Source organism: Micromonospora polyrhachis (assembly GCF_014203835.1).
GTDB lineage: Bacteria > Actinomycetota > Actinomycetes > Mycobacteriales > Micromonosporaceae > Micromonospora_H > Micromonospora_H polyrhachis.
This window is the reverse complement of record NZ_JACHJW010000001.1, coordinates 1,912,133-1,929,722: the sequence shown is the minus strand read 5'-3', so window position 1 is coordinate 1,929,722 and position 17,590 is coordinate 1,912,133. Positions and strand designations below refer to the sequence as shown.

The following is a 17,590-nucleotide window of genomic DNA, read 5'->3' as shown; positions in this document are numbered from 1 at the left end:
CGGCCCGTCGCTGACCATCCCGGTGGCCGCTGGGGTGGCGGAGGGCATCATTGGCGGATGATCCGGCGAACGGTCCTGACCCCGCTGATCCGGGTGGACACCTATCGTCGGGGGGTCTTCCTGCTGCTCGGCGGGGTGATCCTGCTGCCGTACGTGCTGCTGGCCGCCGCCTTCGTCAACATGTTCGCCGAACCGCACGTGCCCCGGCCGGCGCTGGCGCTGCTGATGGCGGTGTCGGTGGTGATCGTCGGGGTGCCACCCTTCCTGGGCGGCACCCGGGCATTGGAGATCGCGGCGGTACGGTCCCTGCTCGGCGTCGACCTGCCCGTGCCGGCCGCCGGCCCCGGCATCGATCGGGAGACCCGACTGCGTTCCGCGCTCTGGTTCGTCGTGCACCTGGCCACCGGTGGGGTGGTCGGCCTCGGGCTGCTGATCGCCGTGCCGATGGCATTGATCTTCGTGGCGCAGCAGTTCGGGATCGCCCCCTCGGCGATCGACGGTCTGCGCCTCGGCCCGCTCGACGAGCACGACACCGGTTGGCTCACCCTGCTCGGGGTCGTACTGCTGGTCGGGTTGGGTTACCTCGTCGCCGGACTGGGCGCGTTGGCCGCGATGATGGCACCGGCCCTGCTCGGTCCGTCGCAGACCGAGCGGATCGCCGTACTCGAAGCGCGGGCCGCGCAGCTCGCCGAACGGAACCGGTTGGCCCGGGAACTGCATGACTCGGTCGGGCACGCCCTCACCGTGGCGACACTCCAGGCCGGGGCGGCCCGGGAACTCTTCGACCAGGATCCGGAGTTCGTCCGCCGGGCACTGCACGCCATCGAGGAGACCAGTCGGCGCGCCACGGCAGATCTGGACCATGTGCTCGGCCTGCTCCGCGAACGAGACGACGAGGTGTCGGGCCGGGATGGTGAGGTGTCGGGCCGGGGGCGTGAGGTGTCGGGCCGGGAGACGGTCGGCCGGGCCCCGCAGCGTACGTTGGCGGATCTCGACGAGCTGGTCGCCGCCGGTAGGGCCGCCGGATTGCCGGTCACGGTCGAGCTGACCGGGGCCGTCGACACCCTGCCGGGGGTGGTCTCCCGCGAGGGCTACCGGATAGTGCAGGAGGGACTGACCAACGCCGCCCGACACGGCGACCGGCAGTCGGTGACCCTGCGGATCGGCGTACGGGCCGCCGGGGTGGAGATCGACCTGGTCAACACCGTGCCCGAGCCGTACACGGTGCCCGGTCCCCGGCGGCAGGGCCGGGGCCTGACCGGTATGCGCGAGCGGGTCCTGCTGCTCGGCGGCCGGCTTGCTGCCGGCCCTGACGACGGGCACTGGCGGGTCGCCGCGCACCTGCCGGCGGTACGACCGGACGACCACCCGAAGGAGCTGCCGTGACCACCACCGTGCTGATCGTCGACGACGACGAGCTGGTCCGGATCGGGCTGCGTGCCATCATCGACGCCCAGCCCGACCTGACCGTGGTCGGGGAGGCCGCCGACGGGGCCGAGGTGCCGCCCCTGGTCGCCAGGTTCCGTCCCGACGTGGTGCTGATGGACGTGCGGATGCCGGCCATCGACGGCATCCAGGCCACCCGGCACCTGCTGGCCACCGTCGCCGAGCCACCCCGGGTGCTGGTCGTCACCACGTTCGAGAACGACGAGTACGTCTACGACGCGCTCCGCGCCGGGGCCAGCGGCTTCCTGCTCAAACGGGCCCGCCCGACCGAGGTGGTCGAGGCGGTCCGGGTGGTGGCCCGCAGTGACTCACTGCTCTTTCCCGCGGCGATCCGCCGACTCGCCACCGCGTACGGCCCGTCAGGTGGGTGCGACGGGTTACGCCGGGCGCGACTGACCGAGCGGGAGGCGGAGGTGCTTCGCCTGATGGCCGTCGGACTGTCCAATTCGGAGATCGCGGCGGAGCTGGTGGTGGGGGTGGAGACGGTCAAGACCCACGTCGGCAATGTGCTGGCGAAGCTCGGGGCCCGGGACCGTACGCAGGCGGTGATCGCCGCATACGAGTCGGGCTTCGTCACACCGGCCGCCGGCTGAGGCAAGGCATCCAGCTCTCCCTCTGTCGGAGGAGCGGGTTCACCCCGGTGCGGGAGTCGGATCGCGGCGCCGCTCGCGATGGTGGCAGTGGACGAACCGCCACCATCGGCGAGAGGAACCCGAGATGGCCCACCCCACCACCCTGCCCCCACCGTTGTCTCCGGCTCCGCCCCGGCGACGATGGTGGACCGACCGGGTCGGCTACCTCGCCGCCGGCTGGGCCAGCCTGTACGGGGTACTCGCCCTGGTCTGGACGATCAGCGGCAGCGGATACCCGTACGGCACCGCCGACCCGCACGGGGCGGTGAGTCTGCTGCGTTTCCTCCCGCCCGGCGTGGGTGCACCGGTGCTCGCCGTACTGTCGATCACCGTTGCGGTGGCGGCGTTGGCGATGGCCGGTCCGCAGGCGGTCCGGTTACGGGGTGTCGCCCGGGTGCTGCTGTCGACCTACTGCGCGATGGTCGCCGTGATCCTGCTGGTGGTGGTGCCGGACGTGCAGGTCCTCACCACGACGGGGTACGCGCCGCTCCTGATCGTCGGTGCACCGTTCGGCTGGCCACCGGTCGACTACGCCGACGTCTTCACCTGGGCGCTGGCCAACAAGGTGTTCGCCATGGTCGGCGGGGTGCTGCTGGCCCGTACCGCGCTCGTCTGGTTGTTCCGTACCGGCGGGTGGTGCCTGTCCTGCGGGCGGGGTGCCGCTGGCCGGAGCTGGACCTCGGCGGAGTCGGCGGCCCGTTGGGGCCGCTGGGCCACCTACGTCGCCGCCGCCATTCCGCTGCTCTACGCGGTCTCCCGGCTCGCCTGGCTGGCCAACATTCCGCTCGGGATCAGCGCGGACTTCCTCCGGGAGATGTGGGACAACGGAATGGTCTGGGCCGGTAGCGGCTTGGCCGCGTTCGCCGTGGTCGGCGCGGTCCTGACGCTCGGCCTGGTGCAACGCTGGGGTGAGCGGTTCCCGCGCTGGATGATCGGACTGTCCGGTCGGCGGGTGCCGATCATGTTGGCGGTCGCGCCGGCCACGCTCGTCGCGATCGCGGTCACCGCCGCCGGGCTGTCCCTGTACAGCTCGCCCGAGCTGTGGCGGCCCGGGGCGCTCAGCTTCACCACCGTCCCGATGCTGCTCTGGCCGCTGTGGGGCATCGCGCTGGGTGCCGCCGCCCTCGCCTACCACCTGCGCCGCCGTGGCGCCTGTGCCCACTGCGCCCCCTGATGCAAAGGAGGGTCCCTTCTTACCGCTTTCTGCTTGAGTTCTAGTGGTGGTTGCAACACCTGATCTGTTCAGGAGTTGCAGTGTTCGAGATCCGTAAGGACCGGGCGCCTCAGGGCCGGAAGAAGTTGCATGCTGAGCGTCAGGCTTATCTTGATCTTGTGGCGCAGGGTGTAGGTACCGCACAGGCGTGTCGGATCGTCGGGGTCAACCGGCGTACTGGCCATCGTTGGCGGCACGGGCGGAAGTCCCGGGCCGGGCAGGAGGCGCAACCTCCTGCCCGGCCCGGGACTTCCTCCGGTCGGTTTCTGTCCGTGGACGACCGGATCCTGATCGCTGACCTGCGGCGCGAGGGCAGGTCGCTTCGGTCGATCGCAGCCGAGGTGGGGCGGGATCCGTCCACGATCAGCCGTGAACTGCGCCGTAATGCCCATCCCGGGACAGGGGACTACCGCCCTCACGCGGCTCAGGCACGGGCCGAACAGCGGCGCCCACGGCCGAAGACGGGCAAGCTCGCCGCGAACCCGCGGCTACGCCAGGCAGTGCAGGACGGCTTGGACCGTAAGTGGAGCCCGGAACAGATCGTGCAACGGTTGCGGCGAGACTTCCCCGACCAGCCAGGGATGCACGTGACCCACGAAACGATCTACCAGGCGCTCTACGTGCAGGGACGCGGTGAGCTACGCCGCGAGCTGACTCGGGCGCTGCGTACCGGCCGCGCGGTCCGCCGCCCGCGCCGCCAACCCGGACAACGTCAGCCTCGCTTCACCGCGCCCATGGTGATGATCAGCGACCGGCCCGCCGAAGCCGACGACCGGGCCGTGCCCGGCCACTGGGAAGGCGACCTCATCATCGGTAAGGACAGCGCCTCGGCCATCGGCACCCTGGTGGAACGCGCTACCCGCTACGTCCTGTTGGTGCACCTGGGTCGCGGTCGTACCGCTGAGCGTGTCCGTGACGCGCTGCAGGCCACCGTCGCCACCCTGCCGGCCCACCTCAAACGATCCCTGACCTGGGACCAAGGCACCGAAATGGCCCTGCACCACCAGTTCAGCACCGCTGCGGACATTCCCGTCTACTTCTGTGATCCACACTCGCCCTGGCAACGCGGCTCCAACGAGAACACCAACGGTCTGCTTCGCCAGTACTTCCCCAAAGGCACCGACCTCGCCGTCCACGCCCCGGAGCACCTCGCCGCCGTCGCCGCCGAACTCAACGGCCGACCACGCAAAACACTCGGCTGGGACACCCCAGCCGAGCGCATCGCTAAGCTTCTGACCGAAGCCAGTTGATCACCTGTGTTGCAACGACCCCTGGAATCCGCCCTGCCTTGGAAGGGGCCCTTCCTCACCACCGCCGAACCTAGACTCGGGGCATGGAGACGGCGGAGCTGCGCCGGGCCTACGACGTACTGCTCGCCGAGGTCGAGGCGGGCGGATTCGGGCCGCCGCCAGCCGACGAGTTGACCGCCGAGCAGGTCCTCGCCCATCTCGCGGTCAACGACGAGTTGCTCACCGAGACGACCGAGGCGGTGCTCGCCGGCTCGCCGTGGGCCTACTACGACATCGAGGCGATCCACCGACCCCAGCTCGACGAGCTGGTAGCCCGGTACGGCGGGCTGGCCGGGTTGGCTGCCGTGCTGCGGGACAGCAGCGCGAAGTTGTGCACGTTGACCGAGTCGTTGGGGGACAAGGCCGAGACGCCGGTCTGGACGCACATCCGGGAGGGCTTCGATCTGCGGGTGGACGAGCCGCTGCCGTGGGGGCGCACGCTGGACATCCACGGTCGGGTGCACCTACCCGCGCACACCGAGCAGCTACGCGCTCTGCGGAAACACTGAAGCCGTTCCCCTATGCCATTTCTGTGATCGTCTGCTCACCATCTGGGATGGATGCTTGGTGAAACGCGGCACTTTGCCATAGATTCCCCTCAACTGATGGGAGTCGATATGCTGCGTCGTCAACTTTCCCGGCGGCTGTGTGCCGCCGCGACCGCCGCGCTACTTGCCCCGACCGCACTGACCACCGCCGCCCTAGCGGCCCCGGCCAGCTCCGACACCGACACCGGCGCCGGCGCCGCCGCCCCGGACTGGCGTCCCCGGCTGCCGCTCGATCAGCTGACCATCGATACCACCCTGGTCGCGACCGGCCTGGACCGGCCGACCGCGATCGCCGCACCCGACGACCGCAGCCGCCAGCTCTTCGTCGCGGAAAAACCCGGCCGGGTACGCGTCTACCACCCCGACACCGGTCTCGCGGCCGAGCCGTTACTGGACCTCACCGACCGGGTCTCGACGGTGGGCAACGAGCGGGGGCTGCTCGGCATCGCCACCGCACCGAGGTTCGCCCGCACCAACGCCGTCTACGTCGCCTACACCAGCCTGCCGGACGGGGCGTTGACCCTGTCACGGTTCGTGCTCGACGGCACCGACCCGGCGGCCGACGAGCAGGTCCTGCTGACCCAGCCACACGCCGAGTTCAGCAACCACAACGGCGGAGACCTGGCCTTCGGCCGGGACGGCCATCTCTACTGGAGCCTGGGTGACGGTGGCGGTGGCAACGACCCGCTGAACACCGGCCAGGACCTGGGCACACTACTCGGCAAGATCCTCCGGCTGGACGTGCGGCGCTCCTGCGGGGAGCAGGCGTACTGCGTACCCCGGGACAACCCGTTCGTGGGGCAGCCCGGTGCCCGCCCGGAGATCTGGGCGTACGGGCTCCGCAACGCCTGGAAGTTCTCGATCGACCCGCGCAACGGCTCGCTCTGGATCGCCGACGTCGGACAGAACGCCTACGAGGAGGTCAACCACCTGCGGGCTGGTGTCGGCGGTGCCAACTTCGGCTGGTCCTGCAAGGAAGGGCCGGCGGTGGTCCTGCCCGAACGCTGCCAGCCGGACGCACGCTACATAGACCCGGTGTTCCACTACGGGACCCGGGTCGACGGTTGCGCGGTCATCGGTGGGCACGTCTATCGCGGACGGCAGTTCGCGCGGATCGCCACCGGTACGTACCTGGCGACCGACTACTGCTCGGCCACCGCGTTCGCGATCCGTCCCGTCCGGGGCGGTGGCTACGAGAGTCGGGCGATCGGACAACTGCCGGCCCGACCGAGCACCTTCGGAGTGGACGCCAGGGGCGAACTCTATGTCGCCAGCGACATCCCGGGCGAGCTGCACCGGGTTTCCTTCGGAAGGCAGCCGAGCTAGCCCTAGGAAACCGTCCAGGTCTGGTTCGTTCCGCTGTTGCAGGTCCACTGCTGGATCTTGGTGCCGGGGGCCGTGCTGGCCTCCGGCACGTCCAGGCACTTGTCGCTGTGGACGCTGACCAAGGTCACCTGACCGGTGCCGACGCTGGTGAGCCGCCACTGCTGGTTGGGGCCCCCGTTACAGGTCCACTGGATGATCGCCGCACCGTCGTCGGTGCTCAGGTTGTAGACGTCGAGACACATGCCGCTGCCCGCGTTGACCAGCGTGACCGTGCCTTCACCAGCCGGTGTGCTCAGCCAGTGTTGGCTCTGGGACCCGGAACACTCAGCCTGCTGGACAGCCGCGCCTTCGGGTGCCACCCCGTTCACGACATCCAGGCAGAGCGAGGCGTGTACCAACCGGAGGATCCGCCCGTTGCTGGTCGGACTGCTGGGCGTGGCCTCCGGCGTCGGGGTGGGCTCGTCCTGGCTCGGCTCCGCTGTCTCGGTCGCCGATACGGTGGCGGTGGGGGCTGCCGTCCCAGTCGGAGGTCCGCCATCAGCGCGGGAGTTCTTGCCGAGCGCGGTCCCGACGAGCACACCCACCAGGCCCAGCATGCCCACCACGCTGACCGTCAGGATGATCAGCAACGTCCGTCCCCGGGGCAGTCGGGATCGCGGACCGGAACTGTAGAGCGTGCCGCCCGGCGGCGGGGATACTTCGTCAGTGGGCATTCAGGCATAGTGGCCGACGCGCCGGAGTCCCGGTCGACGGGGGTTGGCTGGGATACCGAGCAAGGGACCGGGTGCCGATGGCCGGGCAGAGGCCCCGCCGGGCTGGTGCCGATGGCCGGGCAGAGGCCCCGCCGTGCCGGTGCCGATGGCCGGGCAGAAGCCCCGCCGTGCCGGTGCCGATGGTCGGCACCAGCGACCCGGTGCCGACCACAGCCCATGCTGCTTACGCGGTGCGAACGTGCAGCAGGTCGGCGAGCCGGTTGGCCAGCGGCCGGGCCTCCAGGTGTAGCCGGGCCACGTTCAGCCCGTCGTCGCCGAGCACCGCGAGCAGGACGGTTTCGCTCACCGCGTACACGGCGAAGTAGCCCCGGTGACTGTGCACGGTGGACTCCCGGAACGGGCCGTGCCGTAGGGCGAGCCCGGCCTGCCGCCCGAGGCCGAACGTGGTGGCCGCCAGCGCTGCCAGATCGTGTGGTTCGGGGTCACCGGTAAGGTCGTGCGAGATCAGCAGGCCGTCCACGCCCGCGACGACGCAGCCCCGTACGCCGGGCAGCGCGTGTCGCAGCCCAGCCAACTGGGTTCGTACCGCGTGGTCGGTGTCGGGGCCGGCGAGCGATTCCCGGTGTGCGGAGGCGGGGGGCCCGTCGAACCGGGCCGAGCGCTCCCGACGAGGCAGCGGTTCGACGGCAGCGCCTCGGTTGTCGATCACAGTTCCAGGCTTTCCTCGACCAGGCGGAGCCGGTGCCGGGCGAGCGCCAGGTTGGCCCGCCCCTTGTTCAGCGCCAGGTAGAGGAAGAGGCCGTCGCCCGCGCGGGAGTGCAACGGCCGAATCAGGTGGTATTGGGTGTCCAACGTGATGAGGATGTCCTCGATGCCGTCGGGGAGCTTCAGCATCTCGATGGTGCGCAGCTTGGCCCGGATCACATCGGTGTTGCCGGCTGCCGCCACGGTGAGGTCGAGTTCGGCGGAACCACCTGCGGTCGCCAACGTCATCCCACTGGTGAAGTCCACCAGGGCGACGCCGATCGCCCCCTCGATGCTCATCGCTTCCTTCAACACCACTTCCAGGTTCGCCACTGGCGCTGCCTCCATGTCTCGGTACGCCACCACTTCCGCGAGGGGCGGTAGGCACCTAGGTCCAGATCTCTCCGGCGGGTCAACTGTTGCCCGTTCAGCTAACTTAGTGTGGTCCAAGCCGGCTGGGAATCCGCCAGTAGGTCGGATCAGTGCAGGCCAAACGATTTGTACGTGCGTCGAAACAAATACGTACTGTCACATAGTTGTCTGTTGGCTGTAGGCGCTCGCGTCTTCGGCGTGGCAGGTCCGGCCAAGACGGCCACATCGGATCGATCGCCCTGGCGCGAGCCGCACGGTGGGTGTTCTCGGGTTCACGGAGCCGTGACCACGCTCCGTGATCTTTCTGACGTTTCCCGTCGGGTGGACGGTGGGCCGGGTCGGGGTGGTCGCCACCCGGTCTCTTCGTCAACTTGCCCGTACCGATGCTGAGCTGGGGAAATGCCCCGCTCGGCGGTGCTGACCTGGGAAAACTCCCCACCACGGCGGGGTGGTCCGGGGCTCGGCCGCAGCGATCATGAACGGCGGGGCGGCCCCTATCATCCCCAGCATGAAGGAGCCCGAAGCGCGCAACGACTACCACAGTCTGCTCGGCCTGCATCACTCGATGCTGCTGCGCCGAAGCATGCGCGGTGGCGGTCGGGGGATCGGTGACCCTGCCGAACGCAGCGCCATGCTGCTCGACGGCTGGCCGCAGCGCCTGAGTGACCAGCGGATGATGCAGGACAGTCTGTCCATCGTGGAGCCATTCGGCGACACGCTGATGTACGTCTACACAGTGCTCTTCCGGGACTCCCCGCATCTGCGATCCCTCTTTCCCGACTCGATCGTCGCTCAGCGTGATCAACTATCCGCGTCGATGCGTCGGCTCATCGGCGATCTGCACCGGCCGGACGTGGTCGTCCCGTACTTCCAGCAACTGGGCCAGGCACACCGTCGGCTCGGGGTACGCGCCGCCCACTTCCAGCCCTTCGGCGACGCGCTGCTCGAAGCGCTGCGTACCCGTGCGGGCGGCGCTTGGCGGTCCGCCTACGACCAGGCGTGGCAGCGGGCGTACCACTTCGTAACCCGGGTGATGAGCGACGCCGCGCAGGCGGCGCTCTCCGCGCCGCCGTACGTCACCGCCACCGTGGTGCACCACCAGCAGGCCGGCCCGGACCTGGCCGTGATCCGGGTACGACCAGCGCAGCCCTACCCCTACGTCGCCGGGCAGTACGCCACCATCGAGTCGCCCTACCTGCCGCACAACTGGCGGTGCTACTCGATGGCCGATCCGCCGGGGCCGGACAACATGGTCGAGTTCCACGTTCGGGCCACCGGTGCCGGCCGGCTCAGTGACGTGCTGGTCAACAAGGTCACTGTCGGTGACGAACTGCGGCTCGCCCCGGCCCGGGGGATGATGACGCTGGCGGGTACGGCGGCCAAGGGTGTGCTGCTGGTCGCCGGCGGCACCGGGTTGGCCCCCATCCGGGCTCTCCTGGGCGAGCTGGCCCGGCAGCCGAGTCCACCACCGACCCGGCTGTTCTTCGGTGCCCGTACCTTCGGTGAGATCTACGAACTGGAACTGCTCGACTCGTACGCCGCGCGCTACCCCTGGCTACAGGTGGTCCGGGCGGTCGCCGAGGGAGCCGCCTACCCGTACGAGTCGGGCACCGTGGTCGACGTGGTGACCCGGCGCGGCAGTTGGGCGGGACACCACGCCTACCTGTCCGGACCTGCCGGCATGGTCACGGCCCTCGCGGGCCGACTGGCCGGACTTGGCGTCGACCCCGACGACATCCGGTACGACCCGCAGTAGTCAGCCGGTACGACCCGCAGTAGTCGATTCGGTACGACCCGCAGCGGCCAGTGGTCTGGCCATCAGCGGTTCAGCTCGGCGGTCAGCGGACGGCTGGCTGCCGATGGCACGCGCAGTCGGTCTCCTCGACCTCGACGAGACCGAGCAGCCGGGCCAGGGTGGCGGCTTCCCGGCGGGTCAGGGTGACACTCAGCGCGGCGTCCGGGTCGTCGGGCCGATAGACGACGAGGTCCCGACGGCCGTTGTGGTGACACACCACCCCGACGTGCTGATCATCGTCGGTGGTGATCACCTGTCGCAGGCCGATCCCGGGGAGCGCGACGTGCTCGACGTACATTTTGCCTCCGCCCTCCTTCTGACCTGGGCAAATCCGGAAATAACGGCCTCCGTTCGGAGGCATGCCTGGAAGTTCCAGCCTCCGTCATTTCAGCGGTCCGTGACATCGGCCAGCACCAGCCATGACCCGGGGCGGGTGGTTGCCGACGGTCGGCAAGGTGTTGAGCCGGTGGCTGGCCGTGATCAGGTGGGGCGGGGCAGATCCCGGTTGGGCCAGTCCAACAACCGGGCGCCGAGTACGGCGGCATGCAACGTGAACCAGTCGGTCGGATTCATCGGGTCGTAGCCGGTGAGCGTACGGACCCGTCCCAGCCGATAGGTGACCGCCCGTACGGACAGGTGCAGCCGACGGGCGGCATGGGTGGCCACCCCACCGGTGGCGAAGTACGCCTCGATCGTCGCGAGCAGTGGTTCCGCCCCGCCCCGGGCCAGCGTCAGCGGGGTCAGCACCCCCTCGATCAGGTCGGCGATGGCCGCCTGGTCCCGCAGCAGCATCCGGTAGACGAGCAGATCCTCCGCCTGTGCCACCGGGTCCGGCAGGCCCAGCTTGCCGGCTAGGTCCAGCGCCTCCCGCGCCTCCTCGTAGGAACGGGCGATGCCGAACACACCCGGATAGGGGCGACCGACCGCGATCCGCCACGGCCGACCGGACGGGATCGACTGGAGGGCGGCGTGCATCACCCGACCGAGCTCACCGGTGGGCTGCCGCCGGCCGCGTTGTTCGGGGGCAACGGCGATCCCGGGTACGAGCACCGCCAGCACGCCCTCCTTCGCCGACACCAGCACGTCCCGGTCACCGAACCGGTCCAGGATCACCCGCTCCAGGCCCCCGGTCGCGGCGGTCACCTCGGCCCACCGGCGGCCAGGCAGGGCCAACGCCACCTGATGGGCGCGGGTGAGGTCCAGCCCGAACGGCTCGGCACGTTCCACGATCCCGGCGACGTCCGGATCTCCACGCAGCAGGTCGTCGATCAGCTCGCGGCGCAGCGCCTCCTCCCGCCGTACCATCAGCCGGCGGGCGGCCAGATAGCCGTCGACCAGCGCCGCCAGGGCGTCGTTGACCACTCGGAGTACGGCCTCGCCGGCCAGTCGTACCGGTTCCGCCTCGTCGGCCTGCGCCACCACCGGCAGCAGCCGCCAGAGTCGCCAGGCCGCCGAGACGTAGAGTTCCACCGCCCGGCCGACCGGAACGCCCTGCTCCGCCGCGCGCCGGCCGGCCGCACCGATCGCGTCCAGCGCGGGACGATCCAGCCGGCGGCCCGAGGTGGCCGCCTCGGCCAACTGCGGAAGGAACTCGCCGAGCAGATCGTCGGCCACGCCACCGGCGTCCCGGCTGGCCGCCCGGGCCACCCCGGAAAGATCCTCCTCGGATCGGCCGAGCCGTCGTCCACCGGCCCGGCCCAGGCCACGACCCGGCTGGGCACGTGACTCAGCCATCAGCCGCGCCTCCACCGTCCGGGCAATCCACGCCCGCAACATACCCTGGCGACTGCCGGACCCCGGCAACTTGAGCAGGACCCGCAGCGGGAGAAGACCGGTAACTGGACCGATAACTGGAAAACCTGTGCCCGCGCGGGAACCGCGGATTGTCACCGGGTGCCGGTACGGTCGCTGGCCAGGTCCGTCGGAGGGAATCACGTGACGAACGTCGACCAGCGTCTCGACCGGGTGCGTGGTGCCAGCGCACCCCGTCGGCACAACGCCCGTACGCTCGCCGCCCTCACCAGCAACCCGGGGTGCCGGCGGCGGGCGTTGCTCGACGGTGCGGGAGTAGACAAGCAGCGGATCGCCGCCCATGTCGGCTTTCCCGCCCAGTTCGGCCAATCCCAGTTCGCCATCACCCGGGGCAACGCGTTCGAGGCCCAGGTCAAGGCGGACGGCTGCGCGACCCTGCTGCGGCTGCTGCGCGAAGTACTGGGACTACCGATCCCCGACGCGTCCTACACCGATCTGGGCAACCCGGACGACCCCGACGGTGCCGGGACATCGCGCCCGCAACCGTCGGCCGACCGCCACACGCACAGTCGCAGACTGCTGACCGGGGCGGCCCGACTCGCCGCCTCGGCCACCAAGCTTGATGGGCCGGCGCTCGACGACCAGCCGTCCCCGGCGGGCGGGGCACTCTTCGACCATCCGCTGTTGCACCTGACGGTCGCCGGCCAGCGGGTCTACCTCGAACCGGACCTGATCGCGTTCCAGCTCGCCGGCCGGTTCCACGTGGTCGAGATCAAGTCGTTCGCGGTGATCGACGGGCAGGCCGATGCCAGTAAGGTGTCCGCTGCCGCGACCCAGGCGGCGGTCTACGTGCTTGCGATGCGCCAACTGCTGACCGAGGCGGGGCAGGATCCGGAAACCGTCTCGTCCGACGTGATACTCGTCTGCCCCCGCGACTTCTCCAACGAGCCGACCGCCGCGCTGATCGACGTACGCAAGCAGTTGCTGGTGTTGCGGCGACAGCTCGACCGGATGGCGCGGGTCGAGGAACTGGTCGCGGTACTGCCCGACGGGTTCTCCCTCGACCTGGTCCCCGACCCGGACGGGCAGCCGACCCGGCCGCCGGCCGCGCTGGCGGCCACCCTCGGCGCGGTTGAGGCCCGTTATGCGCCAGAGTGCCTGGCCGCCTGCGAGCTGGCGCGGTTCTGTCGGCACGAGGCGCGCGGCAGCACCGCCAGCCTGGGCAGGTCGGTCCGCGATGCGCTGGGCGGGATCGACCAGGTAGCGACCGTGCTGGGGCTGGCGAGCGGGGAGCTGACCCCGGCTGCGGAGCAGGTGGAGGCCACCACGCTGCTCCAGGCCGCCGCCCGGTTACGCGCCGAGGTGCTGGCCACCGTCGGCGTCGACGGTGGCGAGTGGGCGGCCGGCATCGTCGGCAGCCAGCGCGCCGCCGAGCAACCGTCGGTCGTCGGATGAGTACGCTGACCGCGCTGGCTCGGGCCCAGGCGGTGGCCAGCGGGGTGGCCCAACCGATCGCCACCGTCCGGCACCTGCACCTGTCCGAGCAGCCACTCGTCCTCGTTCCGCTCGCCATGGCCGGTGAGGCGAACGCGCCACTGGCGGCGCTGGTCGGCACCGCCCCGGACCGGGCGCAGCTGCTGATCGTGCCGCAGCCACGCAACCGCGACCAGCGGTTCGCCTTCACCACCGAACTGGCCTCGATCCTCGTGCCCTATCTGGATGGTCGTCGCGGCGTCGCCGAGGCGGTGCCGGTGGACCGGGGCAAGGACGTGCGCTACCGGTACGTCGACGCACCCCAGATCCTGGTGCCCAACCCGGCCGGAGTCACCTTCGTGCGGCTGCTGGGCCGGTCCACCCGGTTCCGCCGTACCGACGGTGACTATCCGGTCGACGCGTCGGTTCCGCTGCTCGGTCGGTGGTTGAGCTTCCTCGCCGACCGCGCCGAGCATCCCGGATCGTCCCTGCTGCTGGCGCTGACCGACGCGCTCACCCTGCACTGGGCCACCGGACAGAGCGCGGTGGAGGACAACCACCTCGCCGCGCTGCTGGCCTGGATCACACCACCAGCCGGGGTGCCCGGTGCGGTGGCGGCGGAGGCGGCCGAGGACCCCGCGGTGTGTCCACCCGCCGGTCCCGCCACCGACCCGGACTTCGACAACCGGCAGTTGGCCCCGGCGATCGCCGCGTACCAGGCGGCAGCGGACGATCCGGTTGCCCAGCAGCGGGCCCGAGCCGCGCTCGCGGACCTGCTGCGCGGACAACTGGAGCCCACCTGGCAGCTGATGTGGCAGGCGGTCGACCTGCTCCGGTCGAAGCCGGCCGGGGCCCGGGTGGCCGATCGTTGGGCTGCGGACCGGGACGCGTTCACCGACTACGCGGCGTACGTCGACGAGGGCGGCCATCCGCAGGCCCGGCGGGACGGGGCGGTGGCGGCGGCACACCGCCTGCATCGGCTGGAACGGGCCCTCACCACGTACGCGGTACAGCGGGCCTACGACGATCCGCTGGTCATGGCCGACCATCGGCTGACCGGGGAGGCGTTCGTCGGCGAGGTGACCCTGGCCGCCCCGACCCGGGTCGATGACAGCGGCAAACGGCCCGTCCTGCGTCCCCGGATCATGTTGCACACCACCGATCCGGTGCTGGTGCGGCCGGGGGCGTCGCTCTACTCACCGACCCGGCCCAACCAGAAGGCGCGGGTCGTCTTCGTCAACCCGACCGCCGACGTCGAGAAGACCGAGGTGGTGCTGGAACTCTCCGGTGGGATGGGCCGATCGTTGACCCCGCCGCCGGGCAGTGTGCCCGAGGTGGGGGAGCGGCTCTGCTACACCACGCTCTCCGAGGGGTTCATGCCGTCCGGAGCGTTCCCGGCGCGGGAGGAGACACCGTGGACGCACGGTGGCCCGCCCGGTGATGGTGCCCCGGCCGAGGAGGACGCCGTCGAGGAGTGGAACTGACCCTCGTCCCTGAAGACCTGGTCAGCATCGGGTGGGCCGGCGCAGTGGGTGTGTCCCGTCGCTTCGATATCCGACGCCTGAGATAGATTGCGGCAGTCTGTGGTCAATGCAGCATTCCTGGAGTTTGTAATGAATGATGGCGTCCGGGAGATCGAGGTCAAGTATCGGGTCGCCGAACCGGACGCGATCGTCGTCGCGCTACGGCAGCTGGGCGTGGAACTGTCCGCGCCGGTCCGGCAGGACGATCAGGCGTACGCGCCAGCCGGCTGGGCGTACGGGCAGAGCAAGACCGGTGTCTCCTTCGCCCGACTCCGTACGCAGGACGGCCGCCATCTGTTCTGCGTCAAGCGGCCACTCGACAACGAACTCGCCTGCCAGGAGTACGAAACCGAGGTGGCCGAGCGGGAGCCGATGCACGCGGCGATTCTGGCGATGGGATTCCAGCCGACGGTACGGATCGTCAAGACCCGGCGTACCGGACGACTGGGCGGGATGTCCTTCTGCCTTGACGAGATACGTCACCTCGGCACATTCCTTGAGATCGAACTGCTGGTCGATGACAACCGGTCAGCGGTCGAGGTGCAGGCCAGGTTGGACGATTTCGCCCAGTCGCTCGGTGTGGAGTTGGCGCGCAGCACGGAAACCTACGACTCCCTGATCCGTGCCGCATTGACTGCGCCGGTCTGACCCCGCCGATCACGACCGGTACGGCAGCAGGAGTCGTACCCGCGACAACAGCGCGGACACGATTTCTTCCGGCGTCTGGTCGGCCACGTCGTGTGGGTGCACGGTCCAGTTCGGCCTCGCCGAATTGGATATTGACCGAAAAGTTGAACTCATCCCGCTCTCGTAACGCATCGTCCAGGCCATCCGCCGTTAGGTCGACTGCGCTGTAGTCCAAGAGCTGTCGCTGGTCATAGCGGCCGGTCGCGATTAGTCGATGCCATGCCGGGGTACGGGCGGAACTCGAAGACGCTGACTCGGAAGGAACCGGGATTCGCGTCGGCGATATCCCATAGCTCGTGGACGTGTCGCACGGTCATATCAAGTTCTTCACGGGTCTCCGTGGGTAACCCGAGAATGACATCAAGCTGTCCATATCGGGCGTCAGTGTTGCCGCGTCCGTTGGTGAGCAAGGTAAAGCGGTTCCTTGCCTGTTCAGGCGGCTATCGCCCGGGCCGCGTGCAGCACGTCGGCGGGGAGCGGGCGGTCGAGTCGCCAGATGATGCGCATCGGACGATCCCTGGTGTGCCGCTCGTACGTCATCGGCCCGGCATAGAGGTAGGGCGGCACACCGAGATCGCCCTCGGCGACCTTGCTCTCCCGGACGAAGAGGTGCACCGTCGAACCCCGTTCCGCGTGTTCGACGTAGCGCCGGCCGGTCGGCGAACCGGCCGAGGTGGTGCTCTGCGACTCCCACTGGAACAACTCGGCGGTGAGCGCCCGGTCCTGATATCTGGTGGTGGGAGAGTAGTGGTGCTCCGACTTGTCCAGCGTGACGAAGAAGATGTCGGCGCGCTCCGCCTCGATCCACTTGACCCCTTCGCGTAGTGCTCCCGGGTTGGTCATGCCGAAGGCGGCACACGCCTCGTTCTTGCTGTACCGGGCGTGGATCCGTAGCGGCACGTTGTCGGAACTGGGTGGCGTGGTGATCCGGTGGATGCGGGTACGCAGCACCTCGGCGACCTGACGTAGCTCGGCACAGCGGGCCGGGTCCGCCCAGAGCCGGGCCAGGTGCCCGTCCAGTTCGACCAGTGGCGCTGCCGGGCCCCAGAGCGTGAAGTGCAGCATGTGCAGCAACCGGCCGGCTGCGGGCCGTTGTCCGGCAGCGAGCCGGACTAGCAGGTCGAGCCGGTCGAGGTCGTCCAGGTGCAGCATCCGGCCGAAGGCGGCGCTGAGGGTGGTGTCGTCGGGACCAGCGGGCGTGCTCGCCAGCCCGGCGGTACGGCGCAGCCCGGCCCAGCCGCCGAGGATCTTCCGGCGATAGATGTCCTCGATCTCCAGGCCGGTCTCGTGCAGGAACTCGGCGAGGGAGACGTCACCGAGCTGACGTAGCTCGCTGACGAGCCGCTTGTTCGAGCTGGGCAGAGCGCGCTTCAGGTTGTCCAGCACGATCCTCTTGGCGACCCGATCCAGCTCGATATGGCAACCGCTGGGCAGGGTGGGAAAGTCGTCCGCGACCGCCCGTTCCAACGTCCTGCGCGTCGCCCCGGTCAGCGCCCGCCAGCGCAGGTCGAACCGGAAGTTGGCGTGCTGCCCACCGATGAAGTCGAGGACGGTCAGGCAGGCTTTGTCGTCGTCCAGGCGCAGCCCACGACCGAGCTGCTGCAGGAAGATCGTCGCGCTCTCGGTGGGACGGAGCAGCAGGATCGTGTCCACCATCGGCAGGTCGATGCCCTCGTTGAACAGGTCGACCGTGCAGAGCACCCGCACCTCGCCGGCCCGGAAAGCGGCGAGCGCGTCGTGTCGGCCGTTGGCGTCGAGCCGGGAGGTGACGGCGCGCGCGGGCACTCCGGCCCGGCTGAACCAGTCGGCCATGAACTGGGCGTGGCCGATGCTGACGCAGAACGCGAGCGCCCGCATCCGGTCCACGTCCACCTTGTCCCGTACGGCCTGCAACACCATACGGGCGCGCGCCGTTGCCGGTATACAACCGATCCAGCTCGACGGTGTCGTAGCCCTGGCCACGTTTCCATCGCAGTCGGGACAGGTCGACGTCGTCGTGCAGGCCGAAATACTGGAACGGCGCGAGCAGTTGCCGGTCCAGTGCCTCCCACAGGTGCAGTTCGACCGCCGTACGCCC

At 69.8% G+C, this 17,590-nt stretch carries 16 protein-coding genes and 1 pseudogene; 10 read left to right on the top strand and 7 right to left on the bottom strand.

Annotated features, from left to right (window positions below; translation table 11 throughout):
• Positions 1-57: 57 nt before the first annotated feature.
• The 6 genes from FHR38_RS07890 (at position 58) to FHR38_RS07865 (ending at position 6,454) form a co-directional block, all read left to right on the top strand.
• Entirely contained in the window at positions 58-1,386 is a 1,329-nt protein-coding gene (locus FHR38_RS07890) for a sensor histidine kinase (protein WP_184534052.1), read from the top strand.
• Positions 1,383-2,039, top strand: a complete 657-nt coding sequence (locus tag FHR38_RS07885; protein ID WP_184534051.1) for a response regulator transcription factor — start codon at positions 1,383-1,385, stop codon at positions 2,037-2,039. The genes FHR38_RS07890 and FHR38_RS07885 overlap by 4 nt, the downstream gene beginning before the upstream one ends.
• A 124-nt stretch (positions 2,040-2,163) precedes the next feature.
• Positions 2,164-3,252, top strand: coding sequence for a hypothetical protein (locus tag FHR38_RS07880; protein ID WP_184534050.1), 1,089 nt, complete (start codon positions 2,164-2,166; stop codon positions 3,250-3,252).
• An 80-nt stretch (positions 3,253-3,332) separates the two neighbouring features.
• Positions 3,333-4,541, top strand: coding sequence for an IS30 family transposase (locus tag FHR38_RS07875; protein WP_376771391.1), 1,209 nt, complete (start codon positions 3,333-3,335; stop codon positions 4,539-4,541).
• Positions 4,542-4,624: 83 nt separating this feature from the next.
• The gene (locus tag FHR38_RS07870; protein WP_184534049.1) at positions 4,625-5,089 is read left to right on the top strand and encodes a hypothetical protein; all 465 of its coding nucleotides are present in this window, start codon (positions 4,625-4,627) and stop codon (positions 5,087-5,089) included.
• Between the two features lie 96 nt (positions 5,090-5,185).
• Positions 5,186-6,454, top strand: a complete 1,269-nt coding sequence (locus FHR38_RS07865; protein WP_221448946.1) for a PQQ-dependent sugar dehydrogenase — start codon at positions 5,186-5,188, stop codon at positions 6,452-6,454.
• A 2-nt stretch (positions 6,455-6,456) separates the two neighbouring features.
• On the opposite strand, the gene FHR38_RS07860 is transcribed toward FHR38_RS07865, so the two are convergent.
• The 3 genes from FHR38_RS07860 to FHR38_RS07850 all read right to left on the bottom strand — a co-directional run bounded on the left by FHR38_RS07860 (position 6,457) and on the right by FHR38_RS07850 (position 8,259).
• Complete coding sequence (locus FHR38_RS07860; protein WP_184534048.1) at positions 6,457-7,167, bottom strand: RICIN domain-containing protein; 711 nt, start codon at positions 7,165-7,167, stop codon at positions 6,457-6,459.
• A 223-nt stretch (positions 7,168-7,390) separates the two neighbouring features.
• The gene (locus tag FHR38_RS07855) at positions 7,391-7,876 is read right to left on the bottom strand and encodes a roadblock/LC7 domain-containing protein (protein WP_312881953.1); all 486 of its coding nucleotides are present in this window, start codon (positions 7,874-7,876) and stop codon (positions 7,391-7,393) included.
• Positions 7,873-8,259, bottom strand: coding sequence for a hypothetical protein (locus FHR38_RS07850; RefSeq protein ID WP_221448945.1), 387 nt, complete (start codon positions 8,257-8,259; stop codon positions 7,873-7,875). The genes FHR38_RS07855 and FHR38_RS07850 overlap by 4 nt, the downstream gene beginning before the upstream one ends.
• Positions 8,260-8,791: 532 nt before the next feature.
• Between FHR38_RS07850 and FHR38_RS07845 the strand changes: the two genes are divergently transcribed.
• Entirely contained in the window at positions 8,792-10,039 is a 1,248-nt protein-coding gene (locus FHR38_RS07845; RefSeq protein ID WP_184534046.1) for a globin domain-containing protein, read from the top strand.
• 82 nt (positions 10,040-10,121) lie between these two features.
• Here the strand turns inward: FHR38_RS07845 and FHR38_RS07840 are convergent, their stop codons facing one another.
• Positions 10,122-10,376 carry a cation:proton antiporter regulatory subunit gene (locus FHR38_RS07840; RefSeq protein WP_184534045.1) on the bottom strand — a complete coding sequence of 85 codons (255 nt, stop codon included), beginning with the start codon at positions 10,374-10,376 and terminating at the stop codon, positions 10,122-10,124.
• Between the two features lie 182 nt (positions 10,377-10,558).
• The gene (locus FHR38_RS07835; protein ID WP_184534044.1) at positions 10,559-11,812 is read right to left on the bottom strand and encodes a PucR family transcriptional regulator; all 1,254 of its coding nucleotides are present in this window, start codon (positions 11,810-11,812) and stop codon (positions 10,559-10,561) included.
• Between the two features lie 201 nt (positions 11,813-12,013).
• Here FHR38_RS07835 and FHR38_RS07830 point away from each other — a divergent pair, with 201 nt between their 5' ends.
• From FHR38_RS07830 to FHR38_RS07820, 3 genes are all read left to right on the top strand, one after another.
• A complete protein-coding gene (locus FHR38_RS07830) occupies positions 12,014-13,285 on the top strand; it encodes a hypothetical protein (RefSeq protein ID WP_312881950.1) in 1,272 nt (423 codons plus the stop codon).
• Positions 13,282-14,787, top strand: a complete 1,506-nt coding sequence (locus tag FHR38_RS07825; protein WP_184534043.1) for a hypothetical protein — start codon at positions 13,282-13,284, stop codon at positions 14,785-14,787. Before FHR38_RS07830 ends, FHR38_RS07825 begins: the two co-directional genes overlap by 4 nt.
• A 129-nt stretch (positions 14,788-14,916) precedes the next feature.
• Positions 14,917-15,474, top strand: coding sequence for a class IV adenylate cyclase (locus FHR38_RS07820; RefSeq protein WP_184534042.1), 558 nt, complete (start codon positions 14,917-14,919; stop codon positions 15,472-15,474).
• Between the two features lie 471 nt (positions 15,475-15,945).
• Here the strand turns inward: FHR38_RS07820 and FHR38_RS32080 are convergent, their stop codons facing one another.
• Both FHR38_RS32080 and FHR38_RS32075 read right to left on the bottom strand, forming a co-directional pair.
• Positions 15,946-16,899 carry a DUF3427 domain-containing protein gene (locus FHR38_RS32080; protein WP_312882528.1) on the bottom strand — a complete coding sequence of 318 codons (954 nt, stop codon included), beginning with the start codon at positions 16,897-16,899 and terminating at the stop codon, positions 15,946-15,948.
• Between the two features lie 249 nt (positions 16,900-17,148).
• Positions 17,149-17,325: pseudogene (locus FHR38_RS32075) on the bottom strand (helicase-related protein); the annotation flags it as partial.
• Positions 17,326-17,590: the final 265 nt, after the last annotated feature.